Origin of the sequence: Rhizocola hellebori (assembly GCF_016862955.1) — a bacterium.
Taxonomy (GTDB): Bacteria; Actinomycetota; Actinomycetes; order Mycobacteriales; family Micromonosporaceae; genus Rhizocola; species Rhizocola hellebori.
Window position 1 is genome coordinate 110,452 of the sequence record NZ_BONY01000004.1, and the last position, 21,222, is coordinate 131,673.

Sequence of the window (21,222 nt, forward strand, 5' to 3'; positions counted from 1 at the left end):
CCGCTATCACAACTATCCGAGCGTGGTCGCCGAGGGGCCTCCTAAAGTGCTTTGTCCACGAAGGCCATCAGCTGGTCAGGCGGGGTGGCGCCTACCTGCTGGCTGACCATGTTGCCGTTGCGCAGCATCACCAGCATCGGGATCGACCGGGCCTGGAATCTCTGCGAGATCTGGGGAGCTTCGTCTACGTTTACCTTGACCACCTTCAGTTTTCCGGCCCGTTCCTGCGCTGCGCGGGCCACGCCGGGTTCGACGACGCGGCAGGGGCCGCACCAGGGCGCCCAGAGGTCGACGAGCACCGGTAGGGAGGCGTGGGTGGCTATCGCGTCGAAGTCGTCGTCGGTCGCGGTGGTGATCCAGGGCAGGTCGGTCTGGCATTTGCCGCAGCGTGGTGTGCCCGAGGCGTCGGCCGGGACGCGGTTTTTCTGCCCGCAGTCGGGGCAGGTGACAATGTCTGAGGTGGTCATGCCATCGCCTTTTCGTAGTCTACGGCGAGCTCGCCGTCGCGGGCGTCGACGCGGATGACTGATCCGTCGGGCAGGTCGCCTTTGAGTAGCGCGCGGCCGATGCGTGTCTCGACCTCGTGGGAAATGTAGCGCCGCAGCGGGCGGGCGCCGTAGACGGGGTCGAAGCCGCGTTCGGCGATGAGTTTGCGGGCGTCCTCGGTGAGCTCCAGGGTGATGCGCCGTTCGGCGAGCCGCTGGCGCAGTTCGTCGATCTGCAGGTCGACGATGTGCTCGATCTGTTCCAGGGTGAGCCGTTTGAATAGGATGATGTCGTCGACGCGGTTGAGGAATTCGGGGCGGAAGTGGCCGCGCAGCTCGGCCATCACCCGATCTCTTACGTCGTGCGGGATGTCGCCGCTGGACACCGTGCCGGTGATCAAATGCTCGGCGCCGATGTTCGAGGTCATGATGATGACGGTGTTACGGAAGTCGACGGTGCGTCCCTGCGAGTCGGTGATCCTCCCGTCGTCGAGTACCTGCAGCAGCGTGTTGAACACGTCGGGGTGCGCCTTCTCGATCTCGTCGAAGAGCACGACCGAGTAGGGCTTGCGGCGCACCGCTTCGGTCAGCTGGCCGCCCTCCTCGTACCCGACGTAGCCGGGCGGAGCGCCGACGAGCCGGCTGACGGTGTGCCGCTCCTGGTATTCGCTCATGTCCAGGCGCACCACGTTGTCCGCGCTGTCGAACAGCGTCGCTGCAAGGGTTTTGGCCAGTTCGGTTTTACCGACGCCGGTCGGTCCGAGGAAGATGAACGAGCCGATCGGGCGGCGTGGGTCCTTGATCCCGGAGCGGGCGCGGATGATGGCGTCGGAGACGAGTTGGACGGCCTCGTCCTGGCCGATGACCCGTTCGTGCAGGATTTCGTCGAGGCGCAGCAGCTTCTCGCGTTCGCCCTCCTGCAGGCGGCTGACCGGGATGCCCGTCCACGCGGCGACGATCTCGGCGATCTCGTCCTCGGTCACCACCTCGCGCAGCAGCCGCTGCTTGCCCTGTTTGGCGGCAAGGGTTTCCTCCTCCGCACCGAGCCTGCGTTCCAGCTCTGCGAGGCGGCCGTAGCGAAGCTCGGCGGCCCGGTTGAGGTCGTAGTTGCGTTCGGCTTCCTCTGCCTCCAGGCGCACCTGTTCCAGCTCGGCGCGCAGCTGCTGCACCTTGCGGATGGCCTGCCGCTCGGACTCCCATTGCGCGCGCTTGGCGTCGGAGGAGGCGCGCAGATCGGCCAGCTCGCGGCGCAGCTGGTCGAGACGGGCGATGCTTGCCGGGTCGGTCTCTTTGGACAGCGCCGCTTCCTCGATCTCCAGCCGGGTCAGGCGGCGGGTCAGCTCGTCCAGCTCGGCGGGCATCGAGTCGATCTCGGTGCGCAGCCGGGCGCAGGCTTCGTCGACGAGATCGATCGCCTTGTCGGGCAGGAACCGGTCGGTGATGTAGCGATGGCTCAAGGTCGCCGCCGCCACGAGAGCCGAGTCCTGAATCTTCACGCCGTGGAACACTTCGAGCCGCTCGCGCAGCCCGCGCAGGATGGAGATGGTGTCCTCGACCGTCGGCTCGTCCACCACCACCGGCTGGAAACGCCGGGCCAGGGCAGCGTCTTTCTCCACGTGCTTGCGGTATTCGTCGAGGGTGGTCGCACCGATCATGTGCAGCTCCCCACGGGCGAGCATAGGTTTGAGCATGTTCCCGGCATCCATCGAGCCTTCGGCGGCGCCCGCGCCGACCACGGTGTGCAGCTCGTCGACGAATAGCAGGATGCGTCCCTCGGCTGCTTTCACCTCGGTCAGCACGGCCTTGAGCCGCTCCTCGAACTCACCGCGGTATTTAGCCCCGGCCACCAGCGCGCCCATGTCGAGGGCGAAAACTGTCTTGTCCCGCAACCCTTCCGGCACATCACCGCGCACGATGCGCTGGGCGAGACCTTCCACGATCGCGGTCTTGCCGACGCCGGGATCGCCGATGAGGACAGGGTTGTTCTTGGATTTGCGCGACAGGATCTGGATCGTGCGGCGGATCTCGGCGTCGCGGCCGATGACCGGGTCGAGCCGTCCCGCGCGGGCGTCGGCTACCAGGTCGCGGCCGTATTTTTCCAGCGCTTCGTATGCTGCTTCAGGCATGGCCGAGGTGACCCGCTGGTTGCCCCGGATGCGGGTCAGTTCGGCCAGGAACGTCTCTCGGGTGACCCCGTGCTCCTTGAGCCGCCGGCCGGCTGCGGTGGAGGAACCCTCGTCGGCCAGGGCGAGCACAAGATGCTCGACGGACACGTACTCGTCCTTGAGCCGCTTGGCTTCCCGCTCAGCCGTGTCCAGGATGCGGGCCAGCCGCTGGGTGACGAAAACCTGGCCGGGCGTGGCTCCCGGGCCGGAGACGCGCGGACGGCTCTGCAGGTCGCGTTCCACATCGGCGCGCAGCGCGGCGGAGTCGGGGATCAGCCGTGCGGTCAGACCGTCGGGCTGGTCGAGTAAGGCGAGCAGCAGATGCTCGCCGTCCACTTCGGACTGGCCGAAGCGCAACGCGATCGTCTGCGCGTCGTGCAGGGCCTCCTGCGACTTCTGGGTCAGCTTGTTCATGTCCATGAGCGGTCACGTCTTTCCAGTTCGTCAATCCGGTCGAGCAGGTCGAGAACGAGCCCGATCGCCGAGTAGTTCAGGGAAAGTCCTAAGTGGAGCCGTTGCACCCGGGCGACGGTCACGGCGGCATTCGGGGCCAGCCAAAGGCGGCCGGAAGAATCGCGTTCGGCGTCAAGCAAACCGAGCTCGATGAATCGGAGCAGCAGCTGCGGATGCACACCGGTCTGCTGGGCGAGACGGCCCACACTCAGCCTTGCCGGCAACGCCAATGGGTAGACCATCATCGCTTCCTCGGATCAAAGTCGGAAACCTTTGCCAACTCTTCGAAAAGCTCGCTTTCGCGCGGGCTCGGTTTGACGGGCACCATAATTTTCACTTCAGCGTAGAGGTCACCGGGGTGACCGCGAGCGGGAATTCCCTGACCGCGCAACCGAAGCCGCCTTCCCGTGGAGGAGCCGCCCGGCAGCTTCACCGACGCCTCGCCGCCGGGGGTGCGCACCGGCACGCTCGCGCCGAGCGCAGCCTCCCACGGTGTCACCGGCAGATCGATGTAGATGTCCTTGCCCTTGAGCCGGAATCGCGGATCCGGCGCTATCCGCACGATCAGATACAGGTCGCCCGCCTGGGCGCCGGCGCGTGACCGCCCGCCCTGGCCGGCCAGCCGAATGCGTTGCCCCTCCACCACACCGGGCGGGATGGTGACGTCGTAGGTGCGCTGCCCGGCCGGGCCGGTCAGGGTCAGCTTGCGGCTTCCACCGCGGTAGGCCTCCTCCACGGAGAGCTCCAGCTCGGCTTCCTGGTCGGCACCGCGAATCGGCCCGCGTGCGGAACGCCCGCCGAACATGCCGCCAAAGAGCTCTTCAAAATCAATATCTTCTTGTGGGGTACCGTAAAATGCTTGTTCTGGTTGAGGGCGGTCATATCGTTGGCGGCGTTCGGGATCGGACAGCACATGATAGGCTTCATTGATCTCCTTGAACCTGTCCTCCGCGCCCGGACTCTTGTCGACGTCGGGGTGGTGGCGGCGGGCCAGTTTGCGATAGGCGCGCTGGATGTCCTGCGCTGAGGCGTCGCGCCCGACTCCCAGAATCTCGTAGTAGTCGCGGGCCATCAGCTGTCCTGCTGCTCACCGGCGACCACGACCGCGGCAGGGCGCAACTGTTGCTGCGCCTTGCCGTAGCCGGGGCGTACCACCGACACCACCGTGCCCGGCTCGCCACCGCCGGGCATCACTGAAACCGCCTCGTGGCGCACCGGATCGAAGCCGATGCCGGTTTCGTTGTCGCGCGGGTAACCCAGCGCCGCCAACAGGTCAAGAGCTTGATCCCGGACGGCCTTGATGCCGGTGACGATCGGGTTCGCTTCGTCGGCGTGCGCCAGCGCGAGCTCGAGGTTGTCCACGATGGGCAGCCAGGCTGCGGTGACCCGGCGGCGCTCGGCTTCCTGTGCGGTGGCAAGATCCTTGGCCAGTCGCTTGCGCAGGTTCTCGGTCTCGGCCAGGGCCCGTTTCCAGCGATCCTCAAGCTCGGCAACCTTGGCCTCCAGCTGCTCCACCGTTTGCTCTGGCGGTGGTTCGGCCTCTTGCGGTTCAGCGTCCTTTTTAGACATGGCGGCGGCCTCAGCTCGACTGGGTGAAGTCCGCGTCAATCACGTCGTCGTCGCCGGAGCCGCTGCTGGATTGCCCACCGCCCTGCTGCTGCCCGCCGGGTTGCTGTTGCCCGCTTTGCCCGCCGGGTTGCGACTGAGCCGCGTTCAGGCTTTGTGCCACCTGTTGGAGCTCGCTGGTGAGCGAGCGCAGCCTGTCCAGCGGCGCTTCGCCTTTGACCGCGTCGCGGGCGTCGTTGATGAGCAGCTCGGCGCGGGCCTTCTCGTGCGGCGGGGCAGCATCACTCAGTTCGCCGAGCCGCCGCTCCACCTGGTAGGCGATCGCGTCGAGCTCGTTGCGGGCGTCGATGTGCGCTCGGATCTGCTGATCCTCGCTACGATGCTGTTCGGCCTCGGCGACCATCCGCTCGACGTCGGAGCGGTCCAGGTTTCCGCTCTCGGTGATGCTGATCTTCTGCTCCGTCCCGGTGTCCTTGTCTTTCGCGGATACGTTCAGAATGCCGTTGGCGTCCACGTCGAAGGTCACATCGATCTGAGGCACACCGCGCGGCGCAGGCCGGATGTTCTCCAGCCGGAACCGGCCAAGCGTGCGGTTGTCCGCGGCCCTTTCTCTTTCGCCTTGCAGCACCACGACATCGACCGCTGGCTGGTTGTCTTCGGCGGTGGAGAAGGTTTCGCTGCGGCGCACCGGAACGGTGGTGTTGCGGTCGACGACCTTGGTCATCACACCGCCCATCGTCTCCAGACCCAGCGACAGCGGAGTCACGTCGAGCAGCACGACATCGGGGCCCTCACCAGTGAGCACACCGGCCTGGATCGCCGCACCCAAGGCGACAACCTCATCGGGGTTCACCGACATGTTCGGGTCCTTGCCGCCGGTCAGGCGGCGCACGAGCGCCTGCACGGCCGGAATGCGCGTGGACCCGCCGACGAGGATCACCTCGTCGAGGTCGTTCGCGGATACCTTGGCATCGGCCATAGCCTGGTTGACCGGCTCCAGACAGCGCTCGACCAGATCGGCGGTGAGGGATTCGAAGGTGGAGCGCATCAACGAGGTGGTCAAGTGCTTGGGGCCGTTGGCATCGGCGGTGATGAACGGCAGGTTGATCTGGGTCTGGGTGACCGAGCTCAGCTCCACCTTCGCCTTCTCCGCCGCCTCGAACAACCGTTGCAGCGCCTGGGGATCCTTGCGCAGATCGACGCTGTTCTCCTTCTGGAAGCCGTCCGCGAGGTGATCGACGATGCGGCGGTCGAAATCGTCACCGCCCAGATGGCTGTCGCCGGCCGTGGCGCGTACCTCCACCACGCCGTCGCCGACATCGAGGATGCTCACGTCGAACGTGCCACCACCGAGGTCGAAAACGAGAACCGTTTCGTGGCCCTTCTTGTCCAGCCCGTAGGCCAGCGCGGCCGCCGTCGGTTCGTTGATGATGCGCAGCACCTCCAGACCGGCGATCTTGCCGGCGTCCTTGGTCGCGGTGCGCTGAGCGTCGTTGAAGTAGGCCGGGACCGTGATGACCGCCTTGGTCACCTTCTCGCCCAGGTACTTCGCCGCGTCGTCGGCCAGCTTCCGCAGGATGAGCGCGCTGATCTCCTCAGGCGAGTAGAGCTTTCCCCTGATGTCGAACTTGGCCATCCCGTCAGGCCCCTCGACCACGTCGAAGCCGACCGCTTTGGCCTCCTCGGAGACCTCGCTGTATTTGCGTCCGATGAAGCGTTTGGCGGAGTAGATCGTCCCTTTCGGGTTGAGGATCGACTGCCGCCGGGCGAGCTGGCCGACCAGGCGTTCGCCGGATTCGGTGAAGGCCGCCACGGAGGGTGTGGTTCGGGCGCCTTCGCTGTTGACAATGACTATCGGCTGACCGCCTTCGAGAGTGGCGATCACCGAGTTGGTGGTTCCAAGGTCGATGCCTACTGCTTTGGCCATGGCAGACTCCGTTCCCCGTCGAATCGCTCCTGTCGACCTTTCCACCTCGGGCCGAGCGAAACCTGAGATCGGCAATATTGCTCAGCGTTGTGCATGAGCGGGTGAGCGCTGCTCACTCTTGGCGGGTGATGAGTCCTCATCCTGCCGCGCAGGAGCATCAAGAAAGGCAATCACGCACGGCAATCGTGAAGGAGTGGGTTCGTGATGGGGACGACAACCGCTACGCGAACAGATGAGGAAATCCAGCGAGACATTCTCGAGGAGCTCAGGTGGGACGCCCGCGTGCAGCCCAACGAGATCGGGGTAATGGTCAAGGATGGTGTGGTGACCCTGACCGGCTGGGTGGACAACTACACCAAGAAGTGGGTCGCCGAGCGGGCAGCGCATCGTGTGCGGGGAGTGGCGGCCGTCGCCAACCAAATCGAGATCCGGCTGTCTACCACAGCTGAACGTACCGATACCGATATCGCCGCGGCCGCGAAGCAGGCATTGGAGCACGCCGAACTGGTGCCTGAGCAAAAGATCGAGGTGACGGTGTCGGGGGGCTTGGTGACCCTCAAAGGCGAGGTGGAATGGCAGTATCAGCGAATAGAGGCTGAGCGTGCCGTCCGTAGCCTGGCTGGAGTACGCGGAGTGACAAATTTGATCATGGTGAAGGCGCGTCCCCAGCTGTCGCCCGAGGAAGTTAAGCGGCGCATAGAGCAAGGGCTGATTCGCAGCGCCGAGACCGATGCCAAGCAGATCACCGTCGAGGTCGTCGGCCAGAAGGTGGTGCTGGAAGGCACGGTGCGGTCGTGGGCCGAGAAGGCAGAGGCCGAGCGCATCGCTTGGACTATGCCTGGGGTGACATCGGTGGAGAACCGGATCGTGATCGTCCCGATGTTCTGAGAACCCTACGACTGCGGTAGCGAGATCCGGGTACCGGGCAGGCACTGTGGATAGTGCGTCCGCAGGAACGCGATTAGCTGCTCGCGGATCTCGCATTTGAGATCGAAGGCGCTGGGCCCATCTGCGGCGTCGGCCAGTACCTGGATAACCATGGTTTTCTCGGTGGTGTCGACCACCTGCAGCACCCACTCGTGGCGCGCCCACAGCGGCGAAGCCTCGATGATCCGCCTGGCCTCTTCGCGCAATGGTGTGATGGGCATGGTGTAGTCCAGGTAGAGGTTTACCGAGGCGACAACCCGGGCTTCATTGCGCGTCCAGTTCTGAAAGGGCGTGGTGGTGAAGTAGGTGGTCGGCAGGACCAGGCGCCGCTCATCCCAGAGCCGCACGACGACGTAGGTGAGCCGCAATTCCTCGATGCGTCCCCATTCGTTGTTCTCCACGACTACCACATCGTCGATGCGCAGGGCATCGGTGAAGACCAGCTGCAGTCCGGCGAAAACGTGCCCAAGGGTGGTGCGGGCGGCCAGTGCGGCCACCACGCTCAGGAATCCAGCGGAAGCCAGCAGCGAGGCGCCAAAAGCCCGCAGCGGCTGGAATGTCACCAAAATAGAACCGGCCGCCACCAGGATCACGGCGACGGCGGTGAGCCGTCGCAGCACACCGATCTGGGTGCGGGCACGTCGCATGCGGCGGTTGTCCGGCACGTCGACCGGCAGCCTGCGAAACGTCGCGTCCTCCAACACGAACAGCGCCTTGACAAACAGCCACGCGCAGGCGGCGATCAAAGCGATGACGAGCCCGTGCCGGATGACGGCCTGGGTGGGATCGGGGATTGCGGTGTGGGGAAGGACAATCAGCTCCGCACTCACCAGCAAGGTGATGCGCCAAGGCCGCCGGCAGGAGTGGCTGAGCTTGGCTAGCAACAGCTCGTAACGTCGCCGGCTTACCAGCTCGACCAGCCATGCGGAAAGCAAGCCGAGAAGCCATGCGCACACCGCGGCGCCCCCGGCCAGCAATGCCGCCCGCGTCAACTCCCCGGTGCTCATGCTGTCGAGTCAACCCCATAAGAAGCCGGTCGCGCTGGCGATGTCCTCCAGCGATTATGGGTGAGGTGGCATCGTTGAAGCCGGGTGACGGGCGATTCGTGCAACAGCGATACCGTCCCGCTGACATAGTGGGGTGATGGGCAAGGCCGCGCTCACACCTGCAGCCGAGACGCCGGATCGCTACGGTGCCTACCCACGTCTGAGCGCCGAACAGATCGAAACTCTCGCCCGGCACGGAAACCGGCGCCCGACCGCGGCCGGTGACCTCCTTTTCCACGAGGGTGATCCGGCCTCAGATCTTCACGTGATCCTGGCCGGTACGGTCGCGGTCACCGAGGCATACGCCAGCCCCGCCGAACGCGTGATCGGTCTGCACGGGCCGGGCCGCTTCCTCGGTGAGCTCAACCTGCTGGCCGGGCAGCCCGCCTTCTTGACCGCGGTGGTTCGCGAGCCTGGTGAGGTGCTGTCCGTATCCGTGGACGCGGTGCGGGCCTTGGTCGCCCACGACCCCGCGCTTGGCGACCTGATCCTGCGCGCTTTTCTGATCCGCCGCTCAGTGCTCATCGAGTACGGCGCGGGCATGCGCATCATCGGCTCCCGCTACTCGCCTGATGCTCGCCGGATCCGCGACTTCGCCGCGCGTAACCGGTTGCCCTACCGCTGGATCGACCTCGAGCAGGACCAGATAGCCGAGACGCTGTTGCGCCAGATGAACGTTTCGCCGCAGCAGACCCCGGTTGTCATCTTGAATGGGCGGCGGGTGCTGCGTAACCCCAGCAACGCTGAGCTCGCCCAGGCGGTCGGGCTGAGCTCGCTGAGCATCGCGGGCGCGGATTTCGATCTGATAGTGGTCGGGGCTGGTCCCGCAGGGCTGGCAGCCGGCGTGTATGCCGCATCGGAAGGCCTTTCCGTGGCCGTGGTGGAGGCAATCAGCGCCGGTGGACAGGCCAGCACCTCCTCGCGGATAGAGAACTACCTCGGTTTTCCGGCTGGGATCTCGGGCGCGGACCTGGCCGAGCGGGCTGTTTTGCAAGCGCGCAAATTCGGCGCCCACGTGGAGGTGCCGGCGTCGGTGGTAACGCTTGGCGCGCGCGACGGCAACCACCTGATCGGGGTGCAGGATGGTGCCGAGATCTCCTGCCGCACGGTGCTTATCGCCACCGGCGCCCGGTACAGACGCCTTGATGTGCCTGGGATGCCACGACTCGAAAAAGTCAGTGTGTTTTACGCGGCCACCCTTGCGGAGGCCCAGCTTTGTCAGCGCGATCCGGTTGTAGTGGTAGGCGGCGGAAACTCCGCTGGACAGGCAACGGTTTTCCTTTCCGGGCATGCTGCCCAGGTGCATCTGCTCGTGCGGCACGACGCCCTGGACAGGGACATGTCCCGGTATCTGGCCGATCGAATAGGTGAGCTGCCAAACGTGACCGTGCACACCAACGTCGAAGTCCGCGAGCTGGCCGGCGAAGACGCGCTGGAGGAGGTGGTTCTCGCCGACGTGCACACCGGGCGGGAGAGCCGGTTACCCGCCCGTGCCATGTTCGTGTTGATCGGCGCGGATCCTTGCACCCCTTGGTTGGCCGGGCAGCTGGCGATGGATCGGCGCGGCTTCCTGCTCACCGGCTCGGCCGTGGGATCCGGCGCTGTCGACGGTATAGCGCAGGAGACTCCGCGCCGGCCATTCCTGCTGGAGACCAGCAGGCTGGGCGTCTTCGCCGCGGGCGACGTCCGCAGCGGCTCGATCAAACGAGTGGCCTCCGCGGTGGGTGAAGGCGCGATGGCGGTCGCGCTGATCCATCAGCACCTCAACCCGGCGCGCAGCTGACTGCCTACAAAAGCTGCATGTCGCGTGCCCGTCTTACCGCATCGCGGCGGGAAGTGGCCTGTAGCTTGCGGTAGACACTGCGAACGTGGGTCTTGATGGTGTTGACCGACAGGCAAAGCTCGCTGGCAATCTCCGGATTGGACAGAACGCCCTGCAAGTAACGCAGCACCGTGAGTTCGCGTGGGGACAACGGCTCCGCCGGGAAGCCGTCATGTGGCAAGGCCGGCTGATCAGCGAGCAAGGTCTGCACCAGCGGCCAGTGTGCCGTCCCGCTGTCGAGGTGTTCGGCCAGCACCCGCTGACCGGCCCGCCCGGCACCCACAAAAACCCGCCGGAAGCCCTCGGTCTCGGCCAGCCCCAGCACGACTTCGAGCGTTCTCGTGGCACAGTGACGTTCACCAAGCCGATGCGCGGCCAGCGCCTGCACCATCCCGGCCTCCAGCCGCAACGGCGTCGTCAGATCCTCGGCTTGCTCCCACGGGGGCAGTGCCCGCATCGCCTCGCCCGCATCGCCGCCGCGCAGATGCGCCTTAGCCAGCCCCACCGCCACCGGAGGCGGCCGGTCGCCGGGAAGCGAGCACAGCAGAGTTATGGCGGTGTCGGCGTCGCCGTGGATGGTGTGTAGATCTGCTTGTGCCACCGCCAGCTCGCACGCCATAGGGTCGCTGCCGAAGTCGGCCCGCTGAAGGCTGCGACGTCCGTCGAGGAGCGCCTTGCTCGCGCCGACGAGATCGCCCTGGTCGGCCAGGGACTGGGCCAAGGTCCGCTCGATAGAGATCACCAATGCGGGTTGGTTCCTTGCTTCGCAAGCCTTGGCGGCGGCCCGCAGATAGCGCTGAGCGTCGCCGGGCTCACCGCGCTGAAGCTGCACAGTGGCCAAGGCCAGCAGCGCGGGTGCCCGGTGCGCGTGGCCGGCCTGCCCTGGGCAGGCCGGCATGTCCAGGGCGCGTTGCGCTGTCGTTTGCGCGGCATACAGTTGACCGTCCGAAGCTTGGGCCAAAGCAAGCGTGCTGCTGGCAGCCAGCCGAAGGCATCCGGCGCTGGACGAGTCGGCCTCGTCCACCGCCCGTTGCAACGTCTGCAGCGCCCGACTTGTCACGCCGCCGACGAGCTGAGCTTCGCCCTGCATGGTCAGGATGCTTGCCCGGCCCGCCCCGTCATGGTCGAGGTCGAGGGCCAGCGCCTGGCTGGCGGCGACGTCAGCCGCGGCCACGTCGCCGTGGGCCTGGGCGATCGCCAGGCGGAAGGAGGTGGCGATCAGCGGGAAATTGCTCTGTTCCTGGCGCTGGGACCGGTTCTCGTGCAGGCGTTCGGCCACCCGCAGGCAGCGGCTGACGCCGTTGATGTCATATGACTGAAGGTGACCTGCGGCGAATGCGAGCGCTAGCATCGGGTCTGCGCTGTCCACCTTGTTCGGTGCCGTCTGCGCTGGCCAAGCAGCAGGCACGCACTGATGCCCGGGTAGCACCAGTTGCGGCCAGTGCGCATACAAAATGCTGACCGCGAGATCGTCGTCATCGCCCGACAGCGCGTGGTGCAAGGCTTGTGCAGGAAGATCGTGGGTCAGGTGCCAACGCGCCGCCCGGCGGTGCAGCTCCGGGATCTGCTCGCTCGCCTCGCCCATCAATCGGGCTCTGAGCAGCTCGGCGAACATCCGATGGAAACGGTGAGTCCACGGTTGATTGACCATCCGCACCACGAACATGCCCGCGCGTTCAAGGTGCTCCAGAAGGGCAACACCGCGGTCTCCCAGGGTGAGCGCGTCGACGAGCTCGCCGCTTAGGTAATCGCCGATCGACGCCATGCAAAGAATCTCGGCCAGCTCCGGTGGCAAGGCGGCGATAACCTCCTGCTCGATGAATTGGACAGCGTCGTCGATATCGCCATCTTCGGCGGCGGCCCCGAGCCGGATCCCGGCGGCCCAGCCCTCGGCCCGCTCGTGCAAAGCGACCACCGCATCCGCGGGCAGGTCACATCCCATTCGGGCCAGCAGCTGTTGCGTCTCGGTCAGCTTGAACGCCAGCTCACCGGCGTCTATCTCGGTCAGGTCGCCAGCCAACCGCCATCGGTACAACAACAACTGAGGCCTTTCCCGCGTAGCGACAACCAGCCGCAGCATTCCGGCCGCGTGCCGGAGCAGAAACTCCAAGCCACGCCAGACTTCTTGATTGCGTAGGTGCTGGGCGTCGTCGAGGACGAGCACCACCGGCTCGGCCAGGCGGCTCAGCGTGTCGGCGAGCATGATCAGAAACTGATCATGCTCGGGCTGGCCGTCGGTGGTGGGCGGCTCGGGCATAGACGCGATGGACAACGCTCGACACAGGCAGGACCAGAAAAACCTGCCGTCGTCACCCGGCTCCAGCGACAGCCATGCAAGAGGTCGCACCGAGCCATCGCGCCGGGCCCAATCGGCCAACAGGGCGGTTTTGCCCCAGCCGGCCGGGGCCACGAGCGCCGTCACCGGCCGTTCTGTGCCCAGTGCAACCCGCGCTACCAGACGCTGCCGCACGATCATGTCTTCGGGCGGCTGCGGAACGAGCAGCTTGGACAAAAGAATCGGACGGTCTTTCAGCTGTGTATCGTGCATCGTTCGCCCCCCCTGCCGGACGCACTTTCGTGCCTGTACCCATCCGTCAGGGCTTCAAGTGCGGGGGTTCCAAGATTTACTACGATCAGTCGACTCCACGAGCGCTCCGATGACCTTGACCCAGACGACGTGAGGGCGCGCCGTTCGCCCTGGGGGGTTGACGCACATCAGCCCCACCGCGGAGCGAGATTCGCAGGGCCGGAGCCGCCACGGCCGTGGGAGCACAGCGGCTGCTGGCACAGTTTCCGGCGGCGGCGTCAAAGAAGTAGATCGAAGATGCGCTTAGCGCGGTCCCAGTGCTCGGTCGCCGGATTCTTCACGGCTGGATCCAGGGTCTTGAAAGTCAACGCCAACGCCAGACTGATCCCGCCCACGATGGGTACGAGCCGCGCCTCCGCCTCTTCACTTAGCACCACATCCAACGGCGGCCGTGCGGCCAGGTATTGGAGAATCGGCTCGAGCTCAACCTCCGCATCGATCTTGCGAAAGTCGTTCATACGCTCCTGAAGGCCCTTCGTGATCGGCAGGTCCCACGGCTCAAGCACGTCGCGATGATTGGCCTTCGCCGTGGCCTGACCCATGAGGAGCAGGTCGTAGAGCTTCTCGTAAACGAACTCCTGGTAACGCTTCAGGTCGTCCTTGTCGACGTCGAGGCTCGCGGCGACACGGAAGAAGCGCTCAAATTTGGCCACTCCCATAACTGGCATGTTTCCCATGATGGGCTCCCGGTAGGTGAGCCCGCCTCGCCCGAAGGGGATGATTCACGTCAAGCCCGGCTTCGACAGAACGCGCCAGTCGCCGGCCCGTTCGCCCGATACGCTGGTATCAGCACCATTCGCCCGGCCCGGGAGGAGACCCGTGCCCAGGTCACCGCGACCGTCCGACGACCCCTACGTGCGGGTCCGTGGCGCGCGGGTGCACAACTTGCGCGATGTCGACGTCGACATCCCGCGCGGTGGGCTGGTCGCGTTCACCGGCATCTCCGGCTCGGGAAAGTCCTCCCTCGCGTTCGCCACCATCTACGCCGAGGCCCAGCGCCGCTATTTCGAGTCGATCGCGCCCTACGTCCGTCGGCTGCTCAACCAGATCCCGGCGCCGCAGGTCAAGGAGATCACCGGGTTGCCGCCGGCGGTCGCGTTGCAGCAACGGCGCGGCGCCGGTGGGGTCCGCTCCACGGTGGGCACGCTGACGACTCTGTCAAACCTGCTGCGTCTGCTGATGTCGCGGGCCGGCACCTACCCGCCTGGCACGACGGATCGGCTCGACTCCGACGCTTTCTCCCCCAACACGGCGGTCGGCGCCTGCCCGACCTGTCACGGGCTCGGCCGTACCCACGTCGTCTCGGAAAGGTTGATGGTTCCCGATCCGAATCTGAGCATCCGCGACGGGGCGATCGCCGCGTGGCCTGGGGCCTGGCAGGGGGTCAACCTGCGCGACATCCTCGTGGCGCTCGGCTATGACGTCGACCGGCCGTGGCGTCGGCTGCCCAAGCGTGACCGTGACTGGATCCTCTACACCGAGGAGCAGCCGGTCGTGGAGGTGCATCCGCAGCGCGACCGCGGCGAGGGCATCTACAACGGACGGTTCTGGAGCGCCGCTTCGCACGTGATGCACACTCTGACCAACTCGAAAAGCCCGAAGATGCGCGAGCGGGCGCTGCGCTTCGTTGAGGTGGGACCGTGCCCGACATGCGACGGCACCGGGCTCAAGCCGCAGGCACTGGCGGTGACGTTCGCCGGGCACAACATCAGCGAGCTTTCGGCGCTGCCGCTGGCGCAGCTCGCAGAGGTGCTGCGACCGACCGCGACCCTGGCCGACCCCGAGCCGGCGTGGGAGTCGTCGTTGTCCGGGGAGCGCAGCGAGGTGGCGGTGACGCTCGCCGCCGACCTTTGCGACCGGATCGCGGTCCTCGTCGACCTCGGGCTGGGCTATCTCCAGCTCAACCGGCCGACGCCGACGCTGTCGCCGGGCGAGGCGCAACGGCTGCGGATCGCCACCCAGCTCCGCTCCGGGCTTTTCGGCGTCGTCTACGTGCTCGACGAACCGTCGGCCAGCCTGCATCCGGCTGATGCCGAACCCCTCATGCGGGTGCTCGAGCGCCTGCGCGCCGCCGGCAACTCCATCTTCGTCGTGGAGCACGACATGGATGTGGTACGCCGTGCCGACTGGATCGTCGACGTCGGACCTGGCGCTGGCGAAGGCGGCGGACGCATTGTCTACAGTGGACAGATCGCCGGTCTGCGCGACGTCGAAGGCTCGGCGACTCGTCCCTACCTTTTCCCCACGCGCCGTAGGGCACCGCGCCGGGTGCCCCGCGAGCCGGCCGGATGGCTGCGGTTGCGCGGGATCGACCGGCACAACCTGCGCGACCTCGACGTCGACCTGCCGCTGGGCGTGCTGACCGCCGTCACCGGGGTGTCCGGATCCGGCAAGTCGACGCTGATAACCCAGGTCGTCGCCGGGATCGTGCGCGAGCACCTCGGCTTGCCGGCGCCAGCCGAGCCCGACGACGAGGAGCCGGGCGGTCCCGGTTCGGCACCCGCGCCCGACGGGCCGACCACCGCCGCCGACGTCCACGGGCTGGACGCCTTCGACCGCCTGGTGAGCGTCGACCAGAAGCCGATCGGCCGCACCCCGCGCTCCAACCTCGCCACCTACACGGGCCTGTTCGACGCCGTACGCAAAGTGTTCGCAAACACTGACGGGGCGCGGGAACGCGGCTACGACCCGGGCCGGTTCTCGTTCAACGTGGCGGCCGGCCGGTGCCCGACCTGCCAGGGCGAGGGCTTCGTGACCGTTGAGCTGATCTTCCTGCCGGGCACCTACGCGCCCTGCCCGACCTGCCATGGCGCCCGGTACAACGCGGAGACCCTGGAGATCACCTACCAAGGCGCGACGATCGCCGACGTGCTCGCGATGACCGTGGACACCGCCGCGAGGTTCCTCGCCGACGTGCCGGCGGCCGCCCGGAGCCTGCGGACGCTCCTGGACGTCGGGCTGGGCTACCTACGCCTGGGCCAGCCGGCCACCGAGCTGTCCGGCGGCGAGGCACAGCGGATCAAACTCGCGACCGAGCTCCAGCGCGCCCACCGTGGACACACGCTCTACTTGCTCGACGAGCCGACAACCGGGCTGCACCCCGCCGATGTCGAGCTGTTGACCCGCCAGCTCCAGGGCCTCGTCGACGCCGGCAACTCCGTCATGCTGGTGGAGCACGAGATGAACCTCGTCGCCGCCGCCGACTGGGTCGTCGACCTCGGTCCCGGCGGCGGAGACGCCGGTGGGCGAATCGTCGCCGCCGGCCCACCCCACGAGGTCGCCACGGGCGACGGCGACACCGCGCGCTACCTGGCCCGGGCGCTCGCAGGCCCATCCCGACGGCGCGCGGACGCATGATGGAGTCGATAACGCAGATCAGCCGGCTTTGGCGTGGATTCGAAAGATCGGGGCCAGCGGCGGTGTCGTTCACCAGGGGCTAAGCGCGTCCTGCTATCGCCATGACCTCCTATCAGTAGATCATCTAGTCGCTTTGCCGCTATGCCAGCACCGACGTCAAACTCCTAGGCACGCTTGCCTTGATGTCCTCCCACTCGCCCTCGGTCACGTGGTGCCGAAGGCTGTGCACCACAGTCTGGACGAGATGCTCCATCCCGCCTTTGACGTCGTAGCTGAACTCTCGCCGGACCCGTTGCAGAAAATCATCTTTAGACATCTTCTGGGGTACCCGGCTAGGGTCCCAACCGCTGTAGTGAAGCCCACGGATCAGCATCGGCAGCTGTGCGGCGAAGTGAGCGGTCTCGTCAACAGTCAGCCGATCCCTCAGCGCATGAAGCACCGCTCGCAGGGCCGCATAGGACTGGTTTCGACGCTCCTCCGGCCAGCCGTATTTCTGCTCGATTTCTTTGAGCACCCGATTCGTCTTGTCCACTGTGGAACTGAAAGTCGCAAAGCCAGTGTCAACCATGTCGCGCCCCGCATTCACACGTTAGGTTTCGGGAACATCTGCGCACACCCGGCGAGCCGTCGGCTCCAGCAGCTCGAGCGCATGAGTCTGATCAATGTTGTGGTCAGGCATCGCTACCTCGATCCGTCCATCAGTCCATGCAGATGCGCTGCCGCGTTCTCGATGTCGTGGTACTTGTATTGGCCCGCCCGCGATTCTGCGGCGAGCACCCCGCAACGGTGAACCTTCTTGAAGTCGCCGTGAGGGAACTTCTACCGCGCCTTGGTGTTTTCGCGCTCTTCGTCGTCGTCGCCGAGATGCCATTTCCGATACTCATTAAAGCCATGCTTTTCGATGAACTCGTTCTCCTGTTGGGCCGAGGGCTGATGCTCACTCCAGTCCTCGCGTTCATCGACGACAAACTTTCCGTCCTTGACCAGCCTTTGTGCAAACTCATACGAGCTGTCTTTCAGCTTCACAGCCACAGCAGATCACCCCGCTCCATGCCCGGTTCATCTCGGTCTTGCCATCATTGGCCGCGATCGGGTGAGGAACCGCCACCCTGCCAAGATGAACACGCCGACCAGTCGTATCTTCGGTCATGTTGACCAATCAACGATGACCTGTTGCCCGCCTCATCGATGGATGGGCTGAATCGCTTGCCTTCCAATCCCGTGCAGTCCGCGCAGCGGCAGATCCACAGATTAATGAGGGATCTTGGGCACGAATCGGGATAGGCAAGTGCGATTCGGCACTCGCGCTGGCTTTGCCGCCAGTCATATCCAGTGACCGACGCCTGTGGGGCAATCCGATGCCTTCTGTTGGCTGAGCGCTGCCCGGCCACTGCCAACAAGAGGCTTCCAAGGCCGCCGTAAACAGCTGACCCGCACGCGGGCAGTGGAACTCGCGGCCGCGTCAACGCTGTAGCTCCCGGGCCAACCTAAGCGAAGCCCTTGCCGCCGCTGCGCGCAACCACGCCGCCGCCCTTTTGCTGCGCTCGCCCCGACTACCCTTGTTCGAAGGCTCCAGGTTCAGGGTTGCTCGACCAGGTGCTCGGCGATGAACCACACCTGAAACTCATTGGTGCGCAACACATTACTGGTGAGGATGTCGTTGGTGCCGGCGTCACCGATGTTGGCTGTGGTTTCGATGGCATCGCGGACTTTCGCGATGATGATCTCGTGGGCTTCCAGCAGTCGCGACAGCATGGCCAGCACCTCTTCCGCACCGTTTGGCGGCCGCGGAACCGTCGTGATTTCCGCGACATGACGCGGGTCGCCCACCGCCACACCGCCCAGGGTCTGCACCCGCTCGGCCATCACATCGACGAGCTCGAGTTGCTCGCCTGCATGCTTGTCCAGCAACAGGTGCAGCTGGTAGAAGGTAAGCCCGCGCATGAGCCAGTGATGCTTCTTATAAAGACTGTAGAGGATCTGAGTGTCGGCCAGGATCCGGTTGAGCTGCTCGCACGAGCGGACCCGTGCGTCATGGCTAAGCGCTATCGGCAGCAGCCGCATCGTCCCGAAGTCCTGGATCTCGGTCCCCAGCTTATGCAGCATCGGCTGGCTACGGCCGCCATCACCCTCGAACAGATGCTGATAACGCTGCCGCACCTGCGCGGCGTCGGACTGCCGTCCCTTGGCCGTCATCCTGGTGTCCCTTTCCGGCGAGGATCCGTACGCGTTGACGTTGCCACAACGATCCCGTGCCGCGCGGTGGTTCGCGCAAATCGCCGCCACACCAAACAATCGCCGACGGCGGTGAGGAGCCGGCAGTCACTCGCTCGGCTTGCGAACCGTCGGGTGAAATGTCGATCGGCGTGCCAAGCGCGGCTGACCTTGGTAGCGCCGGACCCGGCAGTGATGCTTCGGGCAATCGAGGGCTGGCGACGGCGACGGACAAGCGCTGGCGGGCTGGGAGTTCTCAGATGTTGTGTCCGCTGGTGTCTCTCACCTTTCCCGGCGGTCGGTACAGTGCGCCAGCTGCCGCGGACCTGCCGGTGCCGTGCATGGTCTCTGGCAGTTGATGTAGTGGGTGGTCTTCAGCGGTGAGGATGTCTCATGATCCCCGAGTGCCCGAGCTCTGTGGAAAGGGCTGACACCTGCCGTCGGGACCACCCGCCTAAGGCCGGCCCGGGCTATGACGGGATTCAGCTTGCCGGGTGACTGGCGTCGGGCGGGGTTGTCTGGTGCCATGAGAATGCCTTCCGTGGTGTGATGCCTGATGACTCCCGGACCGTACGAGTTCTGGCAGGTGAACGGCTGGCGCATGCCGCGGGAGGCGCCTGCGGCGGGGGAGTGCAGGGAAAGATGGCAGCGCAGTGTGGTGTCGCTCGTTTCGGGGATCGCGGCCACGATTGTGGTTGTCCACAATGGTGGCAGCGGTATGAGACGCCTGATGGTTGCCGGAACTGTGTAGTTCCAAGGGAAGAACGGCGCATGGCCGCACAGTCTTCAAAGCGCGGGTGGTGACGGCTGGGTTCGGGGTGACCGGATGGGTGCGCGGTGGTGCGGTATCGACTGGTCCGAATCCCGCCATGATGTGGTCCTGGTCGACGAGCACGGCCGGGCTGTCGTGCGGGTTAAAATCACCGAGGACCCGGCAGGGGTGGCCCATCTGCTCGGGATCCTGACCGGCGCCGTGCAGGCCGGTGAAGATCCGGTGCCGGTGGCGATCGAGACACCGCATGGCCTGCTGGTCGCGGCGCTGCGCTCGGCCGGGGTGACGGTGTATGCGATCAACCCGCTCGCGGTGGCCCGGTACCGCCAGCGCCATTCGATGGCCGGCCGTAAAAGCGACTACACGGATGCGTTGACGCTGGCCAACATCCTGCGTACCGATGCCCACCAGTTCCGGCCGATGCCCGCCGACAGCGAAGAAGCGCTCGCGCTGACCGTGTTGGCGCGGGCGCATCAGGATGCGGTATGGCGGCGTACCCGCTCGGTCCGAGAGCTGCGCTCGGTGCTGCGCCTGTACTTTCCGGGGTTCCTGGAAGCGTTCGGGCCGCGCCTGGCCCACCTGTATGCACCCGATGCTCGCACGGTCCTTGCCCTGGCCCCCACACCCGCACACGCTGCGGCGCTGACCCAGCCGGTGGTGGAGCAGCGGCTGCGCCGTGCCGGGCGTTCCCGCAACGTCGCGGCGCGGGCGGCGGCCGTGGTGCGGGTGTTCGTCCAGCCGCGCCTGCGCCAGCCGCGCGAGGTCGAAAACGCCTACGCGGAACGAGCTTTATGTTCGCTGGCCACTTTGGACGCCGAGTGTGACAGCGTGGCTCACCTCGACCGTAAAGTCGTCGCCGCGTTCACCCGGCACCCCGACTACCGGATCGTCGCCTCGTTTCCCGGCCTCGGCCGGATACTCGGCGCGAGAGTCCTGGCCGAGATCGGCGACGACCCCACCCGCTTCGCCAGCCCCCGCAATCTCAAGGCGTTCGCCGGTTCCGCGCCGATCACCCGGGCCAGCGGCAAAACGGTCACCATTGTGCACCGGTACATCAAGAACCGGCGACTCGCTGCGGCCGGCTACCAGTGGGCCACCACCGCAGCCATGACCTACCCGCCCGCGCGGTTGCATTACCGGCAGCGCCGCGAACACGGCGACACCCATGCTGCCGCCCTACGCCATCTGTTCAGCAAAATGCTCGGCCAGCTCCACCACTGCCTACAACACCGCGAAACCTACGTGCCCGACAAAGCCTGGCCACCAGCACGAAGCCCACCACCACAACGCGAACAATCAGACTCAACACATCGGTAACGGTAAATTTTTCGAGCCTAACGCTTCTAGACTCCTTACCAACGCCCTACCAAAATGGCCAATAGAGCCAATGACCATCGATTTTCTGATCCACAAAAACAGCCTGTGAGCTGCTGAAACTGTTGGAGCGGGCGACGGGAATCGAACCCGCGCAATCAGTTTGGAAGTTACACGGAGATCGTCCCACGTCATTCCGCCCGGACCCGAATCATGCCACTGGCCTGCTGAATCATTTCAGTTTGATCCCAGTGGATTCCGGTTCCGGGCGGTCCATTCCGGACCGTTCCCTCCCAAGATCCCTCCCGATTGCCGGGCATGATTGTCGATGCCCAATGGTGAAACGATTGGGGAGCGATGGCGATCGGCCGAACCCGAACGGGCGACCAGCGGTGGCGGTTCGAGTCCCTGCAGCCCCACAAATTCAGGGGGGACTCGAACCGCTGCGTTAATCAAGTGGTTTGAGCTGGGATTATGGGAACTGACTTATCTTGCGAGGGATTTCGGGTGGCGACTCGATCTGCCATGGCTCCTCGAATGGCGGTATCCGAACCGCATTCGCCCAGTTCAACGCGGACGAGATCGAG

At 65.7% G+C, this 21,222-nt stretch carries 16 protein-coding genes; 4 read left to right on the forward strand and 12 right to left on the reverse strand.

Annotated elements, in window-relative coordinates; all coding sequences use genetic code 11:
* Positions 1 to 41: 41 nt before the first annotated feature.
* Genes trxA through dnaK form a run of 6 tightly spaced genes read right to left on the reverse strand, consistent with a single transcriptional unit; the run spans position 42 to position 6,596 of the window.
* The gene (trxA, locus tag Rhe02_RS04475; protein WP_203906766.1) at positions 42 to 467 is read right to left on the reverse strand and encodes a thioredoxin; all 426 of its coding nucleotides are present in this window, start codon (positions 465 to 467) and stop codon (positions 42 to 44) included.
* Complete coding sequence (gene clpB / locus Rhe02_RS04480; RefSeq protein ID WP_203906767.1) at positions 464 to 3,070, reverse strand: ATP-dependent chaperone ClpB; 2,607 nt, start codon at positions 3,068 to 3,070, stop codon at positions 464 to 466. The genes trxA and clpB overlap by 4 nt, the downstream gene beginning before the upstream one ends.
* Positions 3,061 to 3,345: a chaperone modulator CbpM gene (locus Rhe02_RS04485; RefSeq protein ID WP_239123355.1), complete on the reverse strand. Its 285-nt coding sequence runs from the start codon at positions 3,343 to 3,345 to the stop codon at positions 3,061 to 3,063. Before Rhe02_RS04485 ends, clpB begins: the two co-directional genes overlap by 10 nt.
* The gene (locus Rhe02_RS04490) at positions 3,345 to 4,175 is read right to left on the reverse strand and encodes a DnaJ C-terminal domain-containing protein (protein WP_203906768.1); all 831 of its coding nucleotides are present in this window, start codon (positions 4,173 to 4,175) and stop codon (positions 3,345 to 3,347) included. The genes Rhe02_RS04485 and Rhe02_RS04490 overlap by 1 nt, the downstream gene beginning before the upstream one ends.
* Complete coding sequence (locus Rhe02_RS04495; protein ID WP_203906769.1) at positions 4,175 to 4,672, reverse strand: nucleotide exchange factor GrpE; 498 nt, start codon at positions 4,670 to 4,672, stop codon at positions 4,175 to 4,177. Before Rhe02_RS04495 ends, Rhe02_RS04490 begins: the two co-directional genes overlap by 1 nt.
* A gap of 10 nt (positions 4,673 to 4,682) precedes the next feature.
* Positions 4,683 to 6,596: a molecular chaperone DnaK gene (gene dnaK / locus Rhe02_RS04500; RefSeq protein WP_203906770.1), complete on the reverse strand. Its 1,914-nt coding sequence runs from the start codon at positions 6,594 to 6,596 to the stop codon at positions 4,683 to 4,685.
* 204 nt (positions 6,597 to 6,800) lie between these two features.
* Here dnaK and Rhe02_RS04505 point away from each other — a divergent pair, with 204 nt between their 5' ends.
* The gene (locus tag Rhe02_RS04505) at positions 6,801 to 7,484 is read left to right on the forward strand and encodes a BON domain-containing protein (protein ID WP_203906850.1); all 684 of its coding nucleotides are present in this window, start codon (positions 6,801 to 6,803) and stop codon (positions 7,482 to 7,484) included.
* 5 nt (positions 7,485 to 7,489) lie between these two features.
* Here the strand turns inward: Rhe02_RS04505 and Rhe02_RS04510 are convergent, their stop codons facing one another.
* Positions 7,490 to 8,530 carry a mechanosensitive ion channel family protein gene (locus Rhe02_RS04510; RefSeq protein WP_239123357.1) on the reverse strand — a complete coding sequence of 347 codons (1,041 nt, stop codon included), beginning with the start codon at positions 8,528 to 8,530 and terminating at the stop codon, positions 7,490 to 7,492.
* A gap of 136 nt (positions 8,531 to 8,666) precedes the next feature.
* Here Rhe02_RS04510 and Rhe02_RS04515 point away from each other — a divergent pair, with 136 nt between their 5' ends.
* The gene (locus Rhe02_RS04515) at positions 8,667 to 10,352 is read left to right on the forward strand and encodes an FAD-dependent oxidoreductase (protein WP_203906771.1); all 1,686 of its coding nucleotides are present in this window, start codon (positions 8,667 to 8,669) and stop codon (positions 10,350 to 10,352) included.
* A gap of 4 nt (positions 10,353 to 10,356) precedes the next feature.
* On the opposite strand, the gene Rhe02_RS04520 is transcribed toward Rhe02_RS04515, so the two are convergent.
* Positions 10,357 to 12,939, reverse strand: coding sequence for a winged helix-turn-helix domain-containing protein (locus Rhe02_RS04520; protein WP_203906772.1), 2,583 nt, complete (start codon positions 12,937 to 12,939; stop codon positions 10,357 to 10,359).
* Between the two features lie 257 nt (positions 12,940 to 13,196).
* The gene (locus tag Rhe02_RS04525) at positions 13,197 to 13,646 is read right to left on the reverse strand and encodes a DUF1931 family protein (RefSeq protein WP_239123359.1); all 450 of its coding nucleotides are present in this window, start codon (positions 13,644 to 13,646) and stop codon (positions 13,197 to 13,199) included.
* A gap of 151 nt (positions 13,647 to 13,797) precedes the next feature.
* Between Rhe02_RS04525 and Rhe02_RS04530 the strand changes: the two genes are divergently transcribed.
* Complete coding sequence (locus Rhe02_RS04530) at positions 13,798 to 16,335, forward strand: excinuclease ABC subunit UvrA (protein ID WP_203906773.1); 2,538 nt, start codon at positions 13,798 to 13,800, stop codon at positions 16,333 to 16,335.
* 139 nt (positions 16,336 to 16,474) lie between these two features.
* Here Rhe02_RS04530 and Rhe02_RS04535 read toward each other — a convergent pair whose 3' ends face one another.
* From Rhe02_RS04535 to Rhe02_RS04545, 3 genes are all read right to left on the reverse strand, one after another.
* Complete coding sequence (locus Rhe02_RS04535; protein WP_239123360.1) at positions 16,475 to 16,867, reverse strand: DUF2267 domain-containing protein; 393 nt, start codon at positions 16,865 to 16,867, stop codon at positions 16,475 to 16,477.
* 287 nt (positions 16,868 to 17,154) lie between these two features.
* Entirely contained in the window at positions 17,155 to 17,367 is a 213-nt protein-coding gene (locus Rhe02_RS04540) for a hypothetical protein (protein WP_203906775.1), read from the reverse strand.
* A gap of 546 nt (positions 17,368 to 17,913) precedes the next feature.
* Positions 17,914 to 18,531, reverse strand: coding sequence for a Dps family protein (locus Rhe02_RS04545; protein ID WP_203906776.1), 618 nt, complete (start codon positions 18,529 to 18,531; stop codon positions 17,914 to 17,916).
* Positions 18,532 to 19,375: 844 nt separating this feature from the next.
* Between Rhe02_RS04545 and Rhe02_RS04550 the strand changes: the two genes are divergently transcribed.
* A complete protein-coding gene (locus tag Rhe02_RS04550) occupies positions 19,376 to 20,638 on the forward strand; it encodes an IS110 family RNA-guided transposase (protein WP_203906777.1) in 1,263 nt (420 codons plus the stop codon).
* Positions 20,639 to 21,222: the final 584 nt, after the last annotated feature.

What these genes read in the sequence shown, in the direction of transcription:
- dnaK (WP_203906770.1), bottom strand. Translation starts at nt 6,596, where the DNA reads ATGGCCAAAGCAGTAGGCATCGACCTTGGAACCACCAACTCGGTGATC.
- clpB (WP_203906767.1), bottom strand. Translation starts at nt 3,070, where the DNA reads ATGGACATGAACAAGCTGACCCAGAAGTCGCAGGAGGCCCTGCACGAC.
- Rhe02_RS04510 (WP_239123357.1), bottom strand. Translation starts at nt 8,530, where the DNA reads ATGAGCACCGGGGAGTTGACGCGGGCGGCATTGCTGGCCGGGGGCGCC.
- Rhe02_RS04520 (WP_203906772.1), bottom strand. Translation starts at nt 12,939, where the DNA reads ATGCACGATACACAGCTGAAAGACCGTCCGATTCTTTTGTCCAAGCTG.
- Rhe02_RS04525 (WP_239123359.1), bottom strand. Translation starts at nt 13,646, where the DNA reads ATGCCAGTTATGGGAGTGGCCAAATTTGAGCGCTTCTTCCGTGTCGCC.
- Rhe02_RS04485 (WP_239123355.1), bottom strand. Translation starts at nt 3,345, where the DNA reads ATGGTCTACCCATTGGCGTTGCCGGCAAGGCTGAGTGTGGGCCGTCTC.
- Rhe02_RS04505 (WP_203906850.1), top strand. Translation starts at nt 6,801, where the DNA reads ATGGGGACGACAACCGCTACGCGAACAGATGAGGAAATCCAGCGAGAC.
- Rhe02_RS04490 (WP_203906768.1), bottom strand. Translation starts at nt 4,175, where the DNA reads ATGGCCCGCGACTACTACGAGATTCTGGGAGTCGGGCGCGACGCCTCA.
- Rhe02_RS04545 (WP_203906776.1), bottom strand. Translation starts at nt 18,531, where the DNA reads ATGACGGCCAAGGGACGGCAGTCCGACGCCGCGCAGGTGCGGCAGCGT.
- trxA (WP_203906766.1), bottom strand. Translation starts at nt 467, where the DNA reads ATGACCACCTCAGACATTGTCACCTGCCCCGACTGCGGGCAGAAAAAC.
- Rhe02_RS04550 (WP_203906777.1), top strand. Translation starts at nt 19,376, where the DNA reads ATGGGTGCGCGGTGGTGCGGTATCGACTGGTCCGAATCCCGCCATGAT.
- Rhe02_RS04495 (WP_203906769.1), bottom strand. Translation starts at nt 4,672, where the DNA reads ATGTCTAAAAAGGACGCTGAACCGCAAGAGGCCGAACCACCGCCAGAG.
- Rhe02_RS04515 (WP_203906771.1), top strand. Translation starts at nt 8,667, where the DNA reads ATGGGCAAGGCCGCGCTCACACCTGCAGCCGAGACGCCGGATCGCTAC.